At 75.1% G+C, this 22506-nt stretch carries 2 protein-coding genes and 1 pseudogene (1 of these 3 running past the window's edge); all 3 read left to right on the top strand.

Going from position 1 to position 22506, the window contains the following annotated elements:
* A protein-coding gene (locus tag D7231_RS02340; RefSeq protein ID WP_120753407.1) for a type I polyketide synthase crosses the window boundary here: on the top strand, positions 1-10196 show its end. Its footprint begins 18370 nt before the window's first position; 10196 of the gene's 28566 nt are visible here — the last part of the coding sequence; the start codon falls outside the window, past its left edge; the stop codon is at positions 10194-10196.
* An 11-nt stretch (positions 10197-10207) separates the two neighbouring features.
* Positions 10208-15574 carry a type I polyketide synthase gene (locus tag D7231_RS38735; RefSeq protein WP_120753183.1) on the top strand — a complete coding sequence of 1789 codons (5367 nt, stop codon included), beginning with the start codon at positions 10208-10210 and terminating at the stop codon, positions 15572-15574.
* 50 nt (positions 15575-15624) lie between these two features.
* Positions 15625-22488 (top strand): annotated as a pseudogene (locus tag D7231_RS38740) (SDR family NAD(P)-dependent oxidoreductase); the annotation flags it as partial.
* Positions 22489-22506 lie beyond the last annotated feature (18 nt).

Raw genomic sequence — 22506 nt, forward strand, 5'->3', positions numbered from 1 at the left:
CCGCGATCCCCGAGGAGCACCCGCTCACCGCCGTCTTCCACACCGCGGGCACCGTCGACGACGGCGTCGTGGACACCCTCACACCCGAGAAGTTCGCCGCCGTCCTGCGCGCCAAGGTCACCGCCACGCTCGCCCTGCACGAGGCGACCCGCGGCCACGACCTGACCGCCTTCGTGCTCTTCTCCTCCGTCGCCGGCACCCTCGGCGCGCCCGGCCAGGGCAACTACGCCGCCGCCAACGCCTTCCTCGACGCCTTCGCCGAGCACCGCCGCGCCGCGGGCCTGCCCGCGACCTCCCTCGCCTGGGGCCCCTGGGCCGAGGGCGGCATGGCCGCCGACGGGGCCGGCATCGACAGCCGCGTCCGCCGCGGCGGCTTCACCCCCATGGCGCCGGACCAGGCACTCACCGCCATGCGCCACGCCATTGAGCACGACGCCACGGTGCTGACCCTCGCCGACATCGACTGGGGCCGCTACGCTGACGCGTTCACGGCCCTCCGCCCCAGCCCCTTCGTCGGCGACCTCCCCGAACTGCGCCGGCCCGGCACCGCGCCGGCCGCCGGAGCACCGGAGGCCGCACCGCGGGAACCGGCACTGCGCCGGCAGCTCGCCGGCCTGAACCCGTCCGCACGCCCCCGCTTCGTCCTCGACCTGCTGCGCGGGCAGGTGGCCGCGGTCCTCGGCCACTCCGGCACCGGCAGCATCAGCGCCGACCAGCCCTTCAGCGACCTCGGCTTCGACTCGCTGACCACCGTCGAACTGCGCAACGCCCTGACGGCCGCCACCGGGCTCAAACTGCCCGCCACGCTCGTCTACGACTACCCGACCCCCCTCGCCCTCGCCGGCTTCCTCCTCACCGAACTCCTCGACACGCTGCCCGGCACCGGCCCGGCCGCCGCCCCGGCCCCGGCCGAACGGGCGGCGGACGACGACCCGATCGTCGTCGTCGGCATGAACTGCCGCTTCCCCGGCGGCGTACGCTCCCCCGAGGACCTCTGGCAGCTGCTGGTCCGCGGTGAGGACGCGATCTCCGGATTCCCCACCGACCGCGGCTGGGACCTCACCGAGCTCGCCGGGGGAGCCTCGGCGACCCTTGACGGTGGTTTCCTCGACGGCGTCGGCCTCTTCGACGCCGCGTTCTTCGGGATCTCGCCCCGCGAGGCGCTGGCCATGGACCCGCAGCAGCGCTTGCTGCTGGAGACCGCCTGGGAGGTCTTCGAGCGCGCCGGGATCGACGCGACCACCCTGCGCGGCAGCCGCACCGGCGTCTTCGTCGGCACCAACGGCCAGGACTACGTCAACCTCCTGCGCCGGGGCACCGCCGACGTCCGCGGCCACGTCGCCACCGGCAACACCGCCAGCGTCATGTCCGGCCGGCTCTCGTACGCGTTCGGCTTCGAAGGCCCGGCCGTCACCGTCGACACGGCCTGCTCGTCGTCGCTCGTCGCCCTGCACATGGCCGCGCAGTCCCTGCGCTCAGGCGAGTGCACGCTGGCCCTGGCCGGCGGCGTCTCGGTCATGTCCGGCCCCGACTCGTTCACCGAGTTCACCGTCCAGGGCGGGCTGGCCCCCGACGGCCGCTGCAAGCCCTTCGCCGAGGCGGCCGACGGTACGAGCTGGTCCGAGGGCGTGGGCGTCCTCGTCCTGGAACGGCTCTCCGACGCCCGCCGCAACGGCCACGACGTCCTCGGCGTCGTCCGCGGCACCGCCGTCAACCAGGACGGTGCCTCGAACGGCCTGACGGCCCCCAGCGGGCGGGCCCAGCAGCGCGTCATCCGCCGGGCCCTCACCGACGCCGGCCTCGCCCCCGCCGACGTCGACGCCGTCGAGGCGCACGGCACCGGCACCCGGCTCGGCGACCCCATCGAGGCCCAGGCCCTCATCGCCGCCTACGGCCACGAGCGGCCCCGCCCCCTGCTGCTCGGCGCGGTCAAGTCGAACCTGGGCCACACCCAGGCCGCCGCCGGCGTCGCCGGCATCATCAAAATGATCCTGGCGATGCGGCACGGCGTGCTGCCGCAGAGCCTGCACATCGACACCCCGACCACGCACGTCGACTGGACGGACGGCGCCCTCTCGCTCGTCACGGAGCGGCAGGAGTGGCCGCGGACCGGGCACGCCCGGCGGGCCGGAATCTCCGCCTTCGGCGTCAGTGGCACGAACGCGCACGTCATCGTCGAGCAGGCGCCGGAGCAGGCGGAGCCGGTCACGGAAGAGCCCACTGCCGGGCCGGGCCCGGTGCCCTGGCCGGTGTCGGCCAAGTCCGGGGCCGCGCTGACGGCACAGCTGGAGCGGCTCACCGCGCTGACCGGCCGGTCACCGGCCGCCGACGTGGGGTACTCCCTGGCCACCGGCAGGGCCGCCTTCGCCCACCGGGCGGTGCTGCTGGCCGACGGCGAGCGGATCTCCGAACTCGCCCGCGGCACCGTCCAGGACGCCGCCGGGAAGCTCGCCGTGCTCTTCTCGGGCCAGGGCTCCCAGCGGGTCGGCATGGGCCGCGAGCTGTACGCGCGCTTCCCGGTGTTCGCCGAAGCGCTCGACGCGGTGACGGCCCACTTCGACGCGGAGCTGGACCGGCCGCTGCGGGACGTGATGTCCGGCGACGCGGACGGGCTGGAGGAGACCGGGTTCACGCAACCGGCGCTCTTCGCGGTCGAGGTGGCGCTGTTCCGGCTGGTCGAATCCTGGGGGATTCGCCCGGACTTCGTGGCGGGGCATTCGATCGGTGAGATTGCGGCGGCGCATGTGGCGGGGGTGTTCTCGCTGGAGGATGCGTGCACGCTGGTGGCGGCGCGGGCCCGTTTGATGCAGGCGCTGCCGGCGGGCGGCGCGATGGTTGCCGTGCAGGCGCCCGAGGCTGAGGTGGCCGGGCGGCTGGTGGACGGTGTGTCCGTCGCGGCGGTCAACGGCCCGGAGTCCGTCGTTCTCTCCGGGGACGAGGCCGAGGTGCTGCGCATCGCGGGGGAGTTCGCGGCCGAGGGACGTAAGACGCAGCGGCTGTCGGTGAGTCACGCGTTCCATTCGCCGCTGATGGAGCCGATGCTGGAGGATTTCCGGCGGGTGGCCGAGGGGCTGTCGTTCAACGCGCCGGGCATTCCGGTGGTCTCGAACGTGACCGGCAGCCTTGCTGCCGTGGAGCTGATCTGCTCGGCGGATTACTGGGTCCGCCACGTCCGGGAGACCGTGCGCTTCGCGGACGGTGTCCGTACGCTCGCTGCCGAAGGCGCTTCCGTCTTCCTGGAGCTGGGCCCGGACGGCGTGCTGACGGCGATGGCCCAGCACGTCCTGGACGACGCCCCCGTCGCTGTCCCGGCGCTGCGCAAGGACCGCCCCGAGGAGACGGCGCTGCTGACCGCCCTCGCCCGCCTGCACGTCGCGGGCACGGACGTGGACTGGGCCGGGGTCTTCTCCGGCACCGGCGCCCGCCGCGTCGACCTGCCCACCTACCCCTTCCAGCACGAGTGGTTCTGGCCGGAGAGCGCGCCCGCAGAGCAGGACCGGGACGGAGCCCAGGACCCCCTGGACGCCGAGTTCTGGGCCGCGGTGGAGCGCGGGGACCTGGAGTCGCTGTCCGCCGACCTCGATCTCGACAACACTGCGCTCTCTGCCCTGGTGCTCGCCTTGTCCACCTGGCGCCGCACGCGCGCCGAGCGCTCGGCCGCCGACGGCCTGCGGTACCACGTGACGTGGAAGCCGCTCACCGGGACCGCGTCGCGCACCCTCCGCGGACCGTGGCTGGCGCTCGTCCCGGCGGGAAGCGCCGACGACGCGTGGACCGCGGCCGTGGTCGCGGCCCTCGGTGACGGGGCCGTCCTCGTGGAGACCGACGCGACGGACCGGGCCGCCCTGACCGGCCGCCTCGCCCAACTCACTGCCACGGAAGGGGAAACCGGTTTCGCGGGCGTCGTCTCGCTGCTCGCCGCCTCCGGCGACGAAGCCGTACCCGTGCCCGTGCCCGTAGGCCTGGCACGGCCGGACGAGGTCGTACGGGCCCTGGCGGACGCCGGCGTCGACGCCCCGCTGTGGTGCGTCACCCGCGGCGCGGTGTCCGTGGGCGACGCGGACGCCGACGTGAGCACGGCCCAGGCCGCGGTGTGGGGCCTCGGCCGCGTGGCGGCCCTGGAGTACCCGGAGCGCTGGGGCGGTCTCGTCGACGTGACGCACGTGCTCGACCGGCGCTCCGCGGAGCGGTTCCGCACCGTCCTCTCCGGCACGGACGGCGAGGACCAGGTGACGCTGCGGCCCTCCGGCACCTTCGGGCGCCGGCTGGTGCGCGCCGCGACGGACGCCCGGGCGGCGTCCTGGCAGCCGTCCGGCACGGTCCTCGTCGTCGGCGAGGCGTCCGGCTCCGGTGGCCACGTCGCCCGCTGGCTCGCCGGGCAGGGCGCCCGGCACGTCGTGCTGGCGTCCGGCCCGTCCGCACCGGACGCGGCGGAGGAGCTGAACGCCGAACTCGGCGGCACGGGCACCGGGCTGACGTACGTCACCTGCGACCCGGCCGACGGCGACGCGCTGCCGGCCTCCCTCGCCTCCGCTCCGGAGCCCTTGACGGCGGTGGTGTACGCCGACGGGCCCGGATCGTCTTCCGCGGACGACCCGGAGATGGCCCTGGCCGCGCTGCACGCGGGCGTAGAGAACGTTGCGGCCGTGGCCGCCGAGGCGGCCGGCGACCGGCCCCTGGACGCGTTCGTCCTCTTCTCGACGATCGCCGGCACGTGGGGCGTGAACGGCAGGAGCACGGAAGCGGCCGCCGGGGCCCTGCTGGACGCCCTGGCCTTGCGGTACCGCGCTCGCGGACTGCCTGCCCTGTCGGTCGCGTGGGGCGCCTGGACGGACACCACCGACGGCAGCCTGGCCACGCACCTGCGGGCCAACGGGCTGCCCGCGATGGACCCCCGGCCCGCCCTGACCGCGCTCGCCCGTTCCGCCGGTGACGACGCCGCCTCGGTGACAGTCGCCGACGTGCAGTGGGATCGGTTCGCACCGGCCTTCACCCGTAACCGCCGTAGCGCCCTCTTCACGGACCTGCCCGAGGCCCGCGAGGCCCTGGCGGCCTCCGGCGGCACCGTCCCGGGCACGGCGGTCGCCGCGTCCGGGCTCCGGACCGGCCTAGCGGCCCGCCCGGCCGGGGAGCGCACCGAGGCGCTGCTGGCCGTGGTCCGCGCCGAGGTGGCCTCGGTGCTCGGGTTCGCCGACGCCGACGCCGTACCGACCGGGCAGCCCTTCAGGGACCTCGGTTTCGACTCGCTGACCGCCGTCGACCTCCGCAACCAGCTCGCCACCGCGACGGGCCTGTCTTTGCCCGCCACGCTCGTCTTCGACTACCCGACGGCCGAGGCCCTGGCCGCCCACCTGCTGGCCGAACTCGACGGTGAGGACGGCGAGGAGGACACCGCGGCGGTGGCGGCACGCCCACGCGGCGCCGCCACCGCCGACGACCCCGTGGTGATCGTCGGCATGAGCTGCCGCTACCCCGGCGGGATCCGCTCACCCGAGGACCTGTGGGACTTGCTGTCGGCCGGCGGCGACGCCATCGGCGGCTTCCCCACCGACCGCGGCTGGGACCTGGACCGGCTGCTGCACGGCGACCGGGACGGGCGCGGCGCGACCGTCGCCCGGGGCGGCGGATTCCTCCACGACGTGGCGGACTTCGACCCCGGCTTCTTCGGGATCTCCCCGCGCGAGGCCATGGTGATGGACCCGCAGCAGCGCATCCTGCTGGAAGCCTCCTGGGAGGCCCTGGAGCGGGCCGGCATCGACCCGGCCGGGCTGCGCGGCGGTGACACGGGCGTGTTCATCGGCGGCGGCTCGGGCGACTACCGGCCCGAGGCGGGCCAGCTCGGCCACGCGCAGACCGCACAGTCGGCCAGCCTGCTCTCCGGCCGGGTGTCGTACTCCCTCGGCCTGGAAGGCCCGTCCGTCAGCGTCGACACGGCCTGCTCGTCCTCGCTGGTCGCCCTCCACCTGGCCGCCCAGGCCCTGCGCAATGGCGAATGCCCGATCGCGCTGACTGGCGGCGTGACGGTGATGTCCACCCCGGTGAACTTCGTCGAGTTCGGCGAGATGGGCGCCCTCGCCCCCGACGGCCGCTGCCGGGCCTTCTCGGCCTCGGCGGGCGGCACCGGTTGGTCCGAAGGCGTGGGCGTCCTCGTCCTCGAACGCCTCTCCGACGCCCGCCGCAACGGGCACGAGGTCCTCGCCGTCCTGCGCGGCTCGGCCGTCAACCAGGACGGCGCCAGCAACGGCATCACCGCCCCGAACGGCCCCTCGCAGCGCCGCGTCATCCGGCGCGCGCTGGCCGACTCCGGCCTGGCACCGGCCGACGTGGACGCCGTGGAGGCCCACGGCACCGGCACCACCCTGGGCGACCCGATCGAGGCCCAGGCGCTGCTGGCCACGTACGGCCGGGACCGCGAGCAGCCGCTGCTGCTGGGGTCGCTGAAGTCCAACATCGGCCACACCCAGGCGGCCGCCGGCGTCGGCGGCGTGATCAAGATGGTCCTGGCGATGCGGCACGGCGTGCTGCCGCGGACCCTGCACGCGGACGAGCCCTCGGCGCACGTCGACTGGACCGCGGGCTCGGTCGAGCTGCTGACCGAGGCGACCGAGTGGCCGCGGACCGGCCGACCGCGCCGGGCCGGCATCTCGGCGTTCGGCGCCAGCGGCACCAACTCCCACGTCATCATCGAGCGGCCCGAAGAGGCCGCGAAGGCGCCCGAGCCGGCCGGGGAACCCCGCGGCCTGCTGCCCGTACCCGTCTCGGCCGCCGCGCCGGACGCGCTGCGGGACCAGGCACGGCAGCTGCACGCCTACGTGACCCGTCGCCCCGGACTCACCGTCGCCGAGCTCGCGCTGTCCGCCGCGACGACCCGGTCGGCGTTCCCGTACCGGGCCGCGGTCCTCGCCGAAGGCCGTGACGAGCTGCTCCAGGGCCTGGCCGCGCTGGCCGGCGGCACCGACACACCGCAGGTCGTCCGGGGAGACGCGGAGGCACGCCGCGGGAAGCTGGCGGTGCTGTTCGCCGGCCAGGGCTCGCAGCGCGCCGGCATGGGCCGGGAACTCGCCGAGCGCTTCCCGGTGTTCGCCGAGGCACTCGACGCGGTGCTGGCGCACCTCGACGGTGAGCTGCGGCAAGTGATGTTCACCGACGCGGAGCGCTTGAACGAGACCGGCTTCACCCAGCCCGCGCTGTTCGCGATCGAGGTGGCGCTGTACCGGCTCGTCGAATCCTGGGGCGTCCGGCCGGACTTCGTCGCCGGGCACTCCGTCGGCGAGATCGCCGCGGCCCACGTCGCCGGGGTCTTCTCCCTGGAGGACGCCTGCCGGCTGGTCGCCGCACGGGCGCGGCTGATGAACGGCCTGCCCGCGGGCGGCGCCATGGTCGCCGTACGGGCCCCCGAGGACGAGGTGCTGGCGCACCTGACCGACGGCGTGTCGATCGCCGCGGTCAACGGCCCGGAGTCCGTCGTCCTCTCCGGTGACGAGAGCGCCGTCCTCGCCCTCGCCGAGAAGTTCGCGGCCGGCGGGCGGAAGACTACGCGTTTGCGGGTCAGCCATGCGTTTCACTCCCTGCACATGGACGCCATTCTCGAGGACTTCCGGCAGGTCGCCCGGGGCATCACCTACGACGCCCCGGCGATCCCGCTCGTGTCCAACCTCACCGGCGAGCCGGCGGCCGAGCAGCTGGTGTGCTCCCCGGACTACTGGGTGCGCCACGTCCGCGAGGCCGTCCGCTTCGGCGACGGCGTGCGCACCCTCGCCGGGCGCGGCGTGTCCGTCTTCCTGGAGCTGGGCCCCGACGGCTCGCTGAGCGCCATGGCCCAGGACACCCTCGACGCCCTGTCCGCACGGGCGGTGACCGTACCGGCCCTGCGCAAGGACCGCGGCGAAGAGACGTCCGTGGTCACCGCGCTCGCCCGGCTGCACGTCGGCGGACTGAGCCCGCACTGGCCCGCCGTACTGGACACCGACGGGACCACGCCCCGCCGCACCGACCTGCCCACCTACCCCTTCCGGCACCAGCGGTTCTGGCCGGAGACGCCCTCCGCCACCGACCCCCGTACGGCCGGGGGCGAGGACGACGGCTTCTGGTCGGCCGTGGCCGACGAGGACTTCGACGCGCTGGAAGCGACCCTGAACGTGGACGGCGACGCCCTGTCCAAGGTGCTGCCGGCGCTCGCGGACTGGCGCCGCCGGCGCGGCGACGAGAGCACCGTCGACGGCTGGCGGCAGCAGATCACCTGGAAGCCGCTCACCCTCGCCCCCTCCCGGGCCGCGGCGGGCAACTGGCTCGCCGTGCTCCCGGCGGGACACGCCGGCGACCCCTGGGTCGCGAACGTCCTGACCGCCCTCGGCCCGGACGTGACACGCCTGGAGACCGACGGCACCGGACGCGAGGAACTCGCCGGCCGGCTGCGGGAGACGTCCGCCGGCGGACGCGTGTTCACCGGCGTGCTCTCCCTGCTCGCCCTGGCGACCGCACCCGCCGGCGGGGCGGACGCCCCCGAAGGCCTGGCGCTCACCACCGCGCTCATCCAGGCACTGGGCGACACGGACATCACCGCACCCCTGTGGTGCGTCACGCGCGGCGCCGTCGCGGCCTCGCCCGCCGAGCCGGTGCCCGGCGCCGCCCAGGCAGCGGTGTGGGGACTGGGGCGCGTCGCCGCCCTGGAGCACCCGCAGCGCTGGGGCGGCCTGATCGACCTGCCCGAAACCCTCGACGAGCGGACGGCGGACCGCTTCGCCGCGGTCCTCGCGGCCCCCGGCGACGAGGACCAGATCGCCGTACGGCCCTCCGCCGCCCTCGGCCGCAGGCTCGTGCCCGCACCGGCCGGGCGCGCCGCACAGGAGTGGAACCCCGCCGGCACCGTCCTGATCACCGGCGGCACCGGGGCCCTGGGCTCCCGGGTCGCCCGCGAACTGGCCCGCGCCGGGGCGCGGCACCTGCTGCTCGTCAGCCGCCGGGGCCCCGACGCGCCCGGCGCGGCCGGACTGCGGGCCGAACTCACCGCGCTGGGCGCCGAGGTCACCCTCGCCGCCTGCGACGCCGCCGACCGCGACGCGCTGGCCGCCGTCCTCGCCGGCATCCCCGCCGAGGCACCCCTGACCGGCGTCGTCCACACCGCGGGCGTCCTCGACGACGGCGTGCTCGACGGCCTCACCCCGGACCGCTTCGACGCCGTGTTCCGCGCCAAGGCCACCTCGGCCCTGGCCCTGCACGACCTCACCCGCGACCTGGACCTGGCCGTGTTCGCCCTGTTCTCCTCGACGTCCGCCGCGGTCGGCAACCCCGGACAAGCCGGCTACGCCGCCGCCAACGCCTGCCTCGACGCCCTCGCCGAACAGCGCCGCGCCGACGGCCTCGCCGCGACCTCGATCGCCTGGGGAGCCTGGGGAGGCGGCGGCATGGCCGGCGACGACCGGGCGGCCGCCGCGGCCCGGCGCACCGGCATCCGCCCCCTGGACCCGGACCTCGCCGTCACGGCGCTGCGCCGGGCAGTCATGGGCGGCCGGCCCACCGAGGTCGTCGTGGACGTCGAACACGACGTGTTCGTACGGCACTTCACCGCCGTACGCCCCAGCCCGCTCCTCGCGGAGCTGCCCGGCGGCACCGCACCCCGCCCGGCCGGACACCCGGACGAGGAAGCTCCCGGCACGGCCCTGGCCGAGCGGCTGACAGGTCTGCCGCCCGCCCAGCGCTCCGCGGCCGTCCTGGACCTGGTGCGCACCCGGGCCGCCGCCGTGCTCGGACACCCCACGGCCGACGCCGTCGGCGCCGACCGGGCCTTCCGGGACCTCGGCTTCGACTCCCTCAGCGCCGTCGAACTGCGCAACCGGCTCAACGCCGCGACGGGACTCAGCCTCGCCGCCACACTCGTCTTCGACCACCCCAACCCCGAGGACCTCGCAGGCCACATCCTCGGCCTGCTCGTCCCGGAGGACGAGGCGAGCGGGACGGACGCCGACGACCTCGACCAGGCCGGCCTCAGGGCCCTGCTCGCCTCCGTCCCCCTGGCCCGGCTGCGCGAGAGCGGCGTCCTCGAACCCCTGCTGAAGCTCGCGGCCGAGCACAGCGCCGTGACCGGCGGCGAGGCCGCCACGGCGGAGGCGCACGCCTACGACGAGTCGATCGACGCGATGGACGTCGACGACCTGGTGCGGGCGGCACTCGACGGCAATTCCCACCACGAGCGCTGAAAGAGCGGACCATGACCCCATCCAGCGAAAACGTCGTCGCGGCTCTTCGCGCCTCGCTGAAGGAGGCCGAGCACCTGCGCCGGCAGAACCACAAGCTCGTCGCCGCGGCCAGGGAGCCGGTCGCGATCGTCGCGATGAGCTGCCGCTACCCCGGCGGCGTGCACTCGCCCGAAGACCTGTGGGAGCTCCTGGCCGCGGGCAAGGACGCGATCGGCCCGTTCCCCACGGACCGCGGCTGGGACCTCGACGCCCTGCGGGACGCCGGCGTCGACCGGCGCGGCAACGCCGTCAGCCAGGAAGGCGGCTTCCTCGACGGCGCGGGGGACTTCGACGCGGACTTCTTCGGGATCTCACCGCGCGAGTCCCTCACCATGGACCCGCAGCAGCGGCTGCTGCTGGAAACCTCGTGGGAGGCGATCGAACGGGCCGGCATCGACCCGCAGTCCCTGCGCGGCAGCCGCACCGGCGTCTACATCGGCACCAACGGCCAGGACTACGCCTACCTGCTCGTGCGCTCCCTGGCCGACGCCACCGGCGACATCGGCACCGGAATCGCCGCCAGCGCCACGTCCGGCCGGCTCTCCTACACCCTGGGCCTGGAAGGCCCGGCGGTGACCGTCGACACGGCGTGCTCCTCCTCCCTCGTGGCCCTGCACACGGCGGTCCAGGCCCTCCGGGCCGGCGAGTGCGCGCTGGCCCTGGTCGGCGGGGTCAACGTCATGTCGTCCCCCGGCTCCCTGATGGAGTTCAGCCGGCAGGGCGGGCTCGCGGCGGACGGCCGGTGCAAGGCGTTCGCGGACGCGGCCGACGGCACCGGGTGGTCCGAAGGCGTGGGCGTCCTCCTCGTCGAGCGGCTCTCCGACGCCCGCCGCAACGGGCACCCCGTCCTCGCCGTCGTCCGCGGCTCGGCCGTCAACCAGGACGGCGCCTCCAACGGCTTCACCGCGCCCAGCGGCCCCTCGCAGCAGCGAGTGATCCGGCAGGCCCTGGCGAGCGCCGGGCTCGCGGCGGCGGACGTCGACGCGGTGGAGGCGCACGGCACCGGAACACCGCTCGGCGACCCGATCGAGGCCCAGGCGCTACTGGCCGCGTACGGGCGGGAACGCGACCCCGGACGGCCGCTGCTCCTCGGGTCGGTGAAGTCCAACCTCGGCCACACGCAGGCGGCGGCCGGCGTGGCGGGAATCATCAAGATCGTGACGGCGATGCGGCACGGTGTGCTGCCGAAGACGCTGCACGTGGACGCACCGTCCTCGCACGTCGACTGGTCCTCCGGGGCGGTGGAACTGCTCACCGAGGACCGGGAGTGGCCCGCGGCCGGCCGGCCGCGGCGGGCGGGCGTCTCCTCGTTCGGGATCAGCGGCACGAACGCGCACGTGATCCTGGAGCAGGCCGAGGAACTGGTGCTGGACCCGTTGCCGGACTCGGTGCCCGCACCCGGCACCGTGCCGTGGCCGGTGTCGGCCAGGTCCGAGGCGGCGCTGGCGGCGCAGATCGAGCGGATCTCGGCGCTACGGGGCGCGGCGTCCCCGGTGGACGTGGGCTTCTCGCTCGCCTCGGGCCGTACGGTCTTCGAACACCGGGCGGTGCTGCTGGCACAGGGGCCCGACGTCGAGCTGTCCGAACCGGCCAGGGGCCGCGCGGAGACGGGCCGCCGGATCGCGGTGCTGTTCTCGGGGCAGGGCTCGCAGCGGGTGGGGACGGGCCGGGAGTTGTACGGGCGGTTCCCGGTGTTCGCGGAGGCGCTGGATGCCGTGCTCGGGCATTTCGACGCCGAGCTGCGGGAGGTGATGTTCTCGGACGCGGAGCGTCTGGAGGAGACGGGCTTTACGCAGCCGGCGTTGTTCGCGGTCGAGGTGGCGCTGTTCCGGCTGGTCGAATCCTGGGGGATTCGCCCGGATTTCGTGGCGGGTCATTCGATCGGTGAGATTGCGGCGGCGCATGTGGCGGGGGTGTTCTCGCTGGAGGATGCGTGCACGCTGGTGGCGGCGCGGGCCCGTTTGATGCAGGCGCTGCCGGCGGGCGGCGCGATGGTTGCCGTGCAGGCGCCCGAGGCTGAGGTGGCCGGGCGGCTGGTGGACGGTGTGTCCGTCGCGGCGGTCAACGGCCCGGAGTCCGTCGTTCTCTCCGGGGACGAGGCCGAGGTGCTGCGCATCGCGGGGGAGTTCGCGGCCGAGGGACGTAAGACGCAGCGGCTGTCGGTGAGTCACGCGTTCCATTCGCCGCTGATGGAGCCGATGCTGGAGGATTTCCGGCGGGTGGCCGAGGGGCTGTCGTTCAACGCGCCGGGCATTCCGGTGGTCTCGAACGTGACCGGCAGCCTTGCTGCCGTGGAGCTGATCTGCTCGGCGGATTACTGGGTCCGCCACGTCCGGGAGACCGTGCGCTTCGCGGACGGTGTCCGTACGCTCGCCGCCGAAGGCGCTTCCGTCTTCCTGGAGCTGGGCCCGGACGGCGTCCTCACGGCCATGGCCCAGGACATCCTCGCCCCTGCCGGCGGGCAGGTGGCCGTACCCGCCCTGCGGAAGGACCGGCCCGAGGAGCAGGCGCTCCTGACGGCCCTCGCGCGCCTGTACGTGGCAGGCGTCGGCGTGGACTGGGCGGAGCTCTTCGCCGGCACCGGCGCCCGCCGCGTCGACCTGCCCACCTACCCCTTCCAGCACCAGCGGTACTGGCCGAAGCCGGCCGTCGCGGCGGGCGACGTGTCCGCCGCGGGCCTGATGCCCGCCGGGCATCCCCTGCTGGGCGCGGAGGTGCCGCTGGCGGACTCCGCCGAGACGCTGTTCACGAGCCGGCTGTCGACGCGGACGCACCCCTGGCTGCTGGACCACGTGATCGACGGTGTGCCCGTCCTCCCTGCCGCCGGCTTCCTCGAACTGGCCGTCCGCGCGGGCGACCGGACCGGCTGCGACCGGGTCGGTGAACTCTCCTTCGCCGAACCCCTCGTCCTGGCCGAGGACACCGAGACGCTCCTCCAGGTGCGGGTCGGCGCTCCCGACGCGGAGGGCGCGCGCCCGGTGTGCTTCCACGCGCGGCCCGCGGACTCCGCGGACCAGGCGTGGACGGAGCACGCGAGCGGCGTGCTGCTGAAGTCCGCGGCGCCGGCAGCGGACTTCGACGCGGCGGCGTGGCCGCCCCACGGTGCCGTGGCCGTGGACCCGGAGGACTTCGCCGGGCAGGACGAGCACGGCCCGGCGTTCCGGACCGTACGCGCGCTCTGGCGCCGGGGCGGCGAGACCTTCGTCGACGCCGCGCTTCCGGACGGGGCGGAGGATGCCGGGGCCTTCGGGCTGCACCCGGCGCTGCTGGAGGCGGCGCCCCGGGCCGCCGGGGGCGACCAGGGCCTCACGCCGGTGTCCTGGACCGGGGTGTCGCTCCACGCGAGTGGCGCTCCGGCCGTGCGGATCCGCATCGCCGAGGCCGGCGGGGGCGCTTTCTCCGTCGCCGTGGCGGACACCGAGGGAGCTCCGGTCCTCTCGGCCGACGCGCTGGTCCTCGGGGCCCGGAAGACCGTACGGCAGCCCGCGCGGGAAGGTGCGCTGCTGCGGCTGGAATGGGTGGCGGCCCCGGACGCACGGGCCTCCGGCGAGGTGCGGAGCGTGACGCTCGGCGCGACGGGCCTGTCGTCGCTGGGGGAAGTCCCGGACCTGGTCGTGGTCCCGGTCTCCGGCACGGGGGACGACGTGCCCGCTTCCGCGCACGAACTCACCGCACGCGTCCTGGGGCTGGTGCAGGAATGGCTGGCGGAGGAGCGGTTCGCCGCGTCGCGGCTGGCGTTCGTGACCTGCGGCGCGGTGTCCGGCGACGATCTCGCCGGCGCCGCGGTGTGGGGTCTGGTGGGGTCGGCGCAGTCGGAGAACCCGGGCCGGTTCGTCCTGGTGGACGCCGAGGACGGCGACGTCCCGGCGGCGCTTCGGGCCCTGCCGGACCCGGCGGTCTCGGACGACGACCGGTTCGTCGTACGCGAAGGCGCCGTACGCGTGGGCCGGCTGGCCCGGTGGGCGGCGGAGGAGGAGGGCGACACGGCACCCGCCTCGCCCGCGTGGGACCCGGACGGCACGGTGCTGATCACGGGCGGTACCGGCGGCCTGGGCGGCGTACTGGCCAGGCATCTTGTGGCCGAGCGCGGCGTGCGGCACCTGACGCTGGTGAGCCGCCGGGGCGAGGCCGCCCCGGACGCGGCCCGGCTGCGCGGGGAACTGACCGCCCTCGGCGCCGGAGTGGCCGTCGCGGCGTGCGACGTGGCCGACCGCGAAGCCGTCGCGCGGCTGCTGGAGACCCTGGACCGCCCGCTGACCGCGGTCGTCCACACGGCGGGCGTGCTGGACGACGGCGTGGTCACCTCGCTGTCCGCACCGCGCCTGTCGGGCGTGCTGCGGCCGAAGGCGGACGCGGCCTGGCACCTGCACGAGCTGACCCGGGACAGGGAGCTCGCCGCCTTCGTCCTGTACTCCTCGGTCTCGGGTGTCATGGGCAGCGCCGGCCAGGGCAACTACGCCGCCGGCAACGCCTTCCTCGACGCGCTGGCCCGCCACCGCACGGCGCGCGGCCTGCCCGCGCAGTCCCTGGCCTGGGGCGCGTGGGCGCAGGGCAGCGGCATGACGGGCACCTTGTCCGAGGCGGACATGCGGCGCATCGCCGCGTCCGGGGCCCCGCCGCTGTCGGCGGGGCAGGGCCTGGCACTGTTCGACGCGGCCACCGCGTCGGGCGAGACGTGCCTCGTCCCGGTCGGCCCGGTCGCCGCGGGCACGCGGATCCCCGGCGAGGTGCCGCCGCTGCTGCGCGGCCTCTTCAAGGGTCCCCGGCGTACGGCGGCGAGCTCCGCCGGCGGCGCTGAAGCCGCCCCGGCGCTCGGCCACCGGCTGCGGGAGGCACGGCCGGAGGAGCGCACGCGCCTCATGACCGATCTCGTACGGGCCGAGGCGGCCGCCGTGCTGGGCCACGCGTCGCCCGACGCCGTGGACGGGCGGCGGGAGTTCCGCGACCTGGGATTCGATTCCCTGACCGCCGTCGAGCTCCGCAACCGGCTCACCGCCGCGACGGGCACGCGCCTGCCCGCGACCCTCGTGTTCGACTACCCCAGCCCGGCCGCGCTCGCGGCCCACCTCGTCCCCCGGCTCGTGGACGAGGCCGTGGCGGACGCGGGCTCTGCGCTCCTCGCGGAACTCGCACGCCTCGACTCCGCGCTCGCCGCCGGCGAGCTGGACGCCCGTACCCGGTCGGCCGTCTCCGGCCGGCTCTTCCAGATGCTGGAGAAGTGGCGAGGAGCCGAGGCGGAGGCCGGCGGCGCCCAGGTCGCCGAACGGATCGAAGCCGCCAGCACGGATGAGATCTTCGCCTTCATCGACAACGAGCTCGGCCGTCACAGCGCTCACTGAGCCCCGCTCACCGAGCCCGGCCTCCACATTTTTCGGAAAGGTTTCGCGTCATGCCCGAAGACAGCAAGCTCGTTGACTACCTCAAGTGGGTCACGGCCGATCTGCACCAGACCCGCCAACGGCTGCTGGAGGCCGAGTCCGGCAAGCAGGAGCCCATCGCCATCGTCGGAATGTCCTGCCGGTTCCCGGGCGGGGTGCGGTCGCCGGAAGAGTTCTGGCAGTTGCTGCACGAGGGCCGGGACGGCATCTCGGCGTTCCCCACGGACCGCGGCTGGGACCTCGGCCTGCTGACGGGCGACGGTGACGGCACGCGGGCGGCCGCCGAGGGAGGCTTCGTCGACGCCGCCGCGTTCGACGCCGGCTTCTTCGGCATCTCGCCGCGCGAGGCCGTGGCGATGGACCCCCAGCAGCGGCTGCTGCTGGAGACCTCCTGGGAAGCCCTGGAGCGGGCCGGCATCGACCCCGGCTCCCTGCGGGGCAGCGAGACCGGGGTGTTCGCCGGGACGAACGGCGTCGACTACGTCGGCGTCGTGATGAACTCCCGCGAGGACGTCGAAGGCCACGCCAGCACCGGACTCGCCGGCAGCGTCCTCTCCGGGCGGATCTCGTACAGCCTCGGCCTGGAAGGGCCGGCGGTCACCGTCGACACCGCGTGCTCGTCCTCCCTCGTCTCGCTGCACCTGGCGGCCCACGCCCTGCGCTCCGGCGAGTGCACGCTGGCGCTGGCCGGCGGGGTGACGGTGCTGTCGAGCCCGATGAGCTTCGCCGGGTTCGCCCGGCAGGGCGGGCTGGCGGCGGACGGCCGGTGCAAGGCGTTCGCGGACGCGGCCGACGGCACGAGCTGGTCCGAGGGCGCCGGCGTCCTCGTCCTGGAACGCCTCTCCGACGCACAGCGCAACGGCCACGACATCCTCGCCGTCGTCCGCGGCTCGGCGGTGAACCAGGACGGCGCGTCCAACGGCCTGACGGCGCCCAACGGCCCGTCGCAGCAGCGCGTCATCCGTCAGGCGCTGGCGAACGCCGGACTGTCGGCGTCCGAGGTGGACGCCGTCGAGGCGCACGGGACGGGCACGACGCTCGGCGACCCGATCGAGGCCCAGGCGCTGCTGGCCACGTACGGCCAGGACCGCGACCCCGGGCGCCCGCTGCGGCTGGGATCGGTCAAGTCGAACATCGGGCACACGCAGGCCGCGGCGGGCGTGGCGGGGATCATCAAGATGGTCCTGGCGATGCGGCACGGCGTCCTGCCGAAGACGCTGCACGTGGACGCGCCGTCGTCGCACGTGGACTGGTCGTCCGGCGCGGTGGAGCTGCTGGCGGAGGCCGGGACGTGGCCCGAGGCGGACCGGCCGTGGCGGGCGGGCGTGTCGTCGTTCGGAATCGGCGGCACGAACGCCCACGTCATCGTCGAGCAGGCGCCGGCCGCCGAGGAGCCCGGCGCCGACGACGAGCCGAAGATCTCACCGGCGGCCGTGCCGTGGCCGCTCTCCGCGAAGTCCGAGGGAGCGCTGGCGGAACAGCTGGCGCGGATCTCCGCGCTGACCGGCGCCTCACCGCTCGACACGGGCTTCTCGCTGGCCACGTCCCGCGCCCGTCTCGAACACCGCGCGGTGCTGCTGGCGGGGGAGGACGGGACCGTCGAGGTCGCGCGCGGGCTCGCCGGGGACATGGCCGGAAAGCTCGCGGTGCTGTTCTCGGGGCAGGGCTCGCAGCGGGTGGGGATGGGCCGGGAGCTGTACGGGCGGTTCCCGGTGTTCGCGGAGGCGCTGGACGCCGTGCTCGGGCATTTCGACGCCGAGCTGCGGGAGGTGATGTTCTCGGACCCGGAGCGCCTGGAGGAGACGGGCTTTACGCAGCCGGCGCTGTTCGCGGTCGAGGTGGCGCTGTTCCGGCTGGTCGAATCCTGGGGGATCCGGCCCGATTTCGTGGCGGGGCATTCGATCGGTGAGGTCGCGGCGGCGCATGTGGCGGGGGTGTTCTCGCTGGAGGACGCATGCCGTCTGGTGGCGGCGCGTGCGCGGCTGATGCAGGCGCTGCCTGCCGGTGGTGCGATGGTCGCCGTCCAGGCGGCGGAGGACGAGGTGACCGCGCGGCTGGTGGACGGGGTGTCCATCGCGGCGGTCAACGGCCCGCAGTCCGTCGTTCTCGCGGGTGATGAAGCCGAGGTGCTGCGGATTGCCGAGGGATTCGCCGCCGAGGGCCGCAAGACGCAGCGGCTGGCGGTGAGTCACGCCTTCCATTCGGCGTTGATGGAGCCGATGCTGGAGGAGTTCCGCGAGGTCGCGGAGGGTTTGTCGTATGAGGCGCCGCGGATTCCCGTGGTGTCGAACGTGACGGGTGGGATCGCCACCGGGGAACTGGTGTGCTCGGCCGGCTACTGGGTGTGGCACGTCCGCGAAACGGTCCGCTTCGCCGACGGCATACAGACGCTCGCCGCCGAAGGCGCCCGCGTGTTCCTGGAACTGGGGCCGGACGGTGTGCTGACGGCCATGGCCCAGCACACCCTCGACGACACCTGCACAGCCGTACCGGCCCTCCGCAAGGACCGCCCCGAGGAGACGGCTCTCCTCACCGCCCTCGCGCGCCTCCACGTGACGGGTGTGGAGGTGGACTGGCCGGCCCTCTTCGAGGGGACGGGCGCCCGCCGCGTCGACCTGCCCACCTACCCCTTCCAGCACGAGCGGTACTGGCCCAGGCCCGCCGCGCTCACCGGGGACGTGACCGGCGCCGGCCTCGCCCCGGCGGAGCACCCCCTGCTGGGTGCGATGCTCGCGCTCGCCGACTCTGGCGAGGTCGTGTTCACGGGCCGGCTGTCCCTCCGGACCCACCCCTGGCTCACCGACCACGCCATCGGCAGCAACGTCCTCTTCCCGGCCACCGGCTTCCTCGAACTGGCCCTGCGCGCCGGCGACCAGCTCGGCTGCGACCGGGTCGAGGAGTTCGTCCTCCTCACCCCGCTCGTCCTGCCCGAGGAAGGCGCCGCACAGGTCCAGGTGCTGGTCGGAGCAGCCGACGAGGTGGGCGCCCGCACGATCTCCGTGCACTCGCGCGCCGACGGCGCGCCCGACGGGGAGTGGGTCCAGCACGCCACCGGCAGGCTGACCGACGGGGAGGAGCGGACCGAGGACTTCGGCGCGCAGGAGTGGCCGCCCCGGGACGCGGTGGCCGTCGACCTGGAGGGCTTCTACGAGGGAACCGGGTACGGTCCCGCCTTCCAGGGCCTGCGCTCGGTCTGGCAGCGGGAGAACGAGGTCCATCTCGAAGCCGCGCTCCCGGAGGGCGCCGCCGGTGAGGCCGGGGCGTTCGGCATCCACCCGGCGCTGCTGGACGCGGTGATCCAGTCCCACCGGATGGCCGGTGTCGGCACCGACGACCAGCTCCTCATGCCCTTCGCCTGGCGCGGCGTGTCCCTGCACGCCGGCGGGGCCGCGGTCGTGCGGGCACGGGTCACGAGAACGGGCGACGACAGCGTGTCGATCGCGGCGGTCGACGTCGAAGGCGCGCCCGTGCTGTCGGCGGAGGCCCTGGTCCTGCGCGGCACGTCGGCGGCGGCCCCGGCCGCGCGCGGCGCGGGACACGACGCGCTGCTGTCACTGGAGTGGGTGCCCGCGCCCGAGGCGACGGCTGCCGAGGTGCCGGACGCCGGGGTCCGGTGCGTGACCCTGGGCGCCGGCGCCGACCGGTTCGGCGCGGGCGCGTCGGTCGCCTCCCTGGCCGGCCTCACCGGCGACGAAGACCTGGTACTGGTGCCCGTGTCCGGCACGGACACCGACGGGCCCGCCGCCGACCTGACCGCCACCGACGTACCCGCTTCCGCGCACGAGCTGACAGCCCGTGTCCTGGGCCTGCTCCAGGAATGGTCCGCCGGAGAGCACCGCGCCGGGTCGCGCCTGGTGTTCGTCACCCGCGGCGCCGTCTCCGCCGACGACGGCGAGACCGTACGGGACCTGGCCGCGGCCGCCGTGTGGGGTCTGGTGCGGTCGGCGCAGTCGGAGAACCCCGGCCGGTTCGTCCTGGTGGACGCCGCGGACGGCGACGTCCCGGCCCTGCTCCCCGTCCTGCCGGGCCTGCTGGCCGGCGGCGACGAAGGGTTCGTGGTGCGCGACGGCGCCGTCCGGGTGCCCCGGCTGGCCCGCCCGGGCGCCGGAGCGGGCCTGCTGCCCCCCGCCGGAGTGCCGTGGCGGCTCGGCACGGGCGCCGGGGGAAGCCTCGACGACCTGCTGCTCGCGCCCTGCCCGGAGACCCTGGAGCCGCTCGCGCCGGGGCAGGTGCGGCTGGCGGTCCGGGCCGCGGGCGTGAACTTCCGCGACGTCCTCAACGCCCTGGGCATGTACCCCGGCGAGGCCGGGCTGCTCGGCGCCGAGGGCGCCGGCGTGGTGACCGGAACCGGGCCCGGGGTGACCGGACTGCGCCCGGGCGACCGCGTGACGGGCATGCTGTTCGGCGGCTTCGGCCCCGTGGCCGTGGCCGACGAACGGCTCCTGACCCGTATCCCCGACGGCTGGTCGTACGAGCGGGCGGCGTCGGTGCCGCTGGTCTTCCTGACCGCCCTCTACGCCTTCACGGATCTGGCGGACCTGCGGCCCGGCGAGAAGGTCCTCATCCACGCCGGCGCCGGCGGTGTCGGAATGGCGGCGATCCAGCTGGCGAAGCACCTGGGCGCCGAAGTGTTCGCCACGGCCAGCGAAGGCAAGTGGGACACCCTGCGCGAGCTGGGCGTCCCCGACACCCACATCGCGTCGTCCCGCACCACCGACTTCGAACAGCGCTTCCTTGAGGTCACGGGTGGCCGCGGTGTGGACGTGGTCCTCAACGCCCTCGCCGGAGAGTTCGTCGACGCCTCGCTGCGGCTGACCGCCCCCGGCGGCCGGTTCCTGGAGATGGGCAAGACCGACATCCGCGACCCCGAGTCGGCCACCGGAGTCCGCTACCGCGCCTTCGACCTCGCGGAAGCCGGACCCGAGCGCACCCAGGAGATGCTGACCGAGCTGCTGGAGCTGTTCGCCGACGGCGCGCTGCGCCCCCTGCCGGTCGCCACCTGGGACGTACGCAGGGCCCCCGAGGCGTTCCGCCACATGAGCCGGGCCCAGCACATCGGCAAGATCGTGCTGACCATGCCGCGCGCATGGAACCCGGACGGCACCGTACTCATCACCGGCGGCACCGGCGGCCTGGGCCGCGAAATCGCCCGTCACCTGGTGACCGAGCACGGCGTGAAGCACCTGACGCTGGCGAGCCGGAGCGGCCCGGACGCGCCGGGAGCGGCGGAACTCCGCGACGAACTGGCCGGCCTCGGCGCCCGGACGACCATCGTCGCGTGCGACGCGGCCGACCGCGAGGCGGTGGCCGCGCTCGTGGCCTCGGTCCCGGCCGGGCACCCGCTGACGGCCGTGATCCACACGGCCGGCGTGCTGGACGACGGCGTGGTGACGTCGCTGACCGCCGACCGGCTGTCGGCCGTGCTGCGCCCGAAGGCGGACGCCGCCTGGCACCTGCACGAAGCCACCCAGGAACTCGACCTGGCCGCGTTCGTCCTGTTCTCGTCCATCTCAGGCGTGACCGGCACCCCCGGCCAGGGCAACTACGCCGCCGGCAACGTCTTCCTCGACGCGCTCGCCCGGCACCGCACGGCGCGCGGCCTGCCCGCCCAGTCCCTGTCGTGGGGCGCGTGGGCGCAGGACAGCGGCATGACGGCCGGGCTGTCCGAGGCGGACATGCGGCGCATCTCCTCCTACGGGGCGGCCCCCCTCTCCGTCGGCCAGGGACTCGCCCTGCTCGACGCGGCGGGGGAGTGCGCCGCCGCCCACCTCGTCGTGCTCGGCCGGGCCTCCGGGCCGGTACGCGCCGCCGGCCCTGTACCGCCCGTGCTGCGCGGCCTGGTCAAGTCCGGCCGCCGTGCCGCCGCGGCCACCGCCACCGGCGGCGGCGCGGCCGCACAGTTCGCCGGGCGGCTGGCGGGGCTGGGCGAGGGCGAGCGCGCCCGCCTCGTGACCGACCTGGTGCGGGCCGAGGCCGCGGCCGTACTGGGGCACGCGTCGGCCGAGGGCGTCGAGGTCCACCGGGACTTCTTCGAGCTGGGCTTCGACTCCCTGACCGCGGTCGAGCTCCGCAACCGGATCGCCGCGGCCACGGACCTGCAACTGCCCGCCACCGTGGTCTTCGACAACAGGACCCCCGAGAACCTCGCCACGTGGCTGCACAGCGAACTCGCCGGGCGGCCGGGCCCGGACGGCACCCCCTCCGGCGCGGGAGACGGCGGCCCGGCCGCCGGGCGGGAGGTCGACTCGCTGGAGCGGATGTTCCTCGCAGCCGTCGACAGCGGCCGGACCCTGGAGGCCCGGCGCATGGTCACGGCCCTGGGGGCCATCCGCCCGACCTTCGAGAACACGGCCGAGCTGGAAGACCTGCCGCTGCCGACCACGCTCGCCGAGGGCCCCGGCAGCCCCCGGCTGATCTGCGTCAGCACGCCCACCGCCAACGGCGGCGTCCACGAATACGCCCGGTTCGCCGCGCCCTTCCGCGGCCGGCGGCAGGTCTGCGCCCTGCCGCTGGCGGGCTTCGCCGCGGGGGAGCGGCTGCCCGCCACGGCCGCGGCCGCGACCAGGATCATCGCGGAGAGCGCGCTGAACGCGAGCGACGGCGAGCCCTTCGTCCTGGCCGGGCACTCCTCCGCCGGAGCGTTCGCCTACGCGGCCGCGGGCCTGCTGGAGAACACGTGGGGCATCAAGCCCGCGGCCGTGGTGCTGCTGGACACCCTCAGCATCCGGCACGAGAGCAGCGAGGACATCGACTACCTCGGCCTGATGCGGCGGTTCTTCTCGGTCGACGAGATCTCCCCGGTGCGGATGACCAACTCCAGGCTGTCCGCGATGGGCTGGTGGATGACCCTGCTCAAGGGGATCGACGCGCAGCCCACGACCGCCCCCGTGCTG

The sequence above is a fragment of the Streptomyces klenkii genome (assembly GCF_003626645.1).
GTDB classification, from domain to species: Bacteria; Actinomycetota; Actinomycetes; order Streptomycetales; family Streptomycetaceae; genus Streptomyces; species Streptomyces klenkii.

Bases quoted from the DNA above. Each gene is read 5' to 3' on its own strand.
- D7231_RS38735 (WP_120753183.1), top strand. From the start codon at position 10,208: ATGACCCCATCCAGCGAAAACGTCGTCGCGGCTCTTCGCGCCTCGCTG.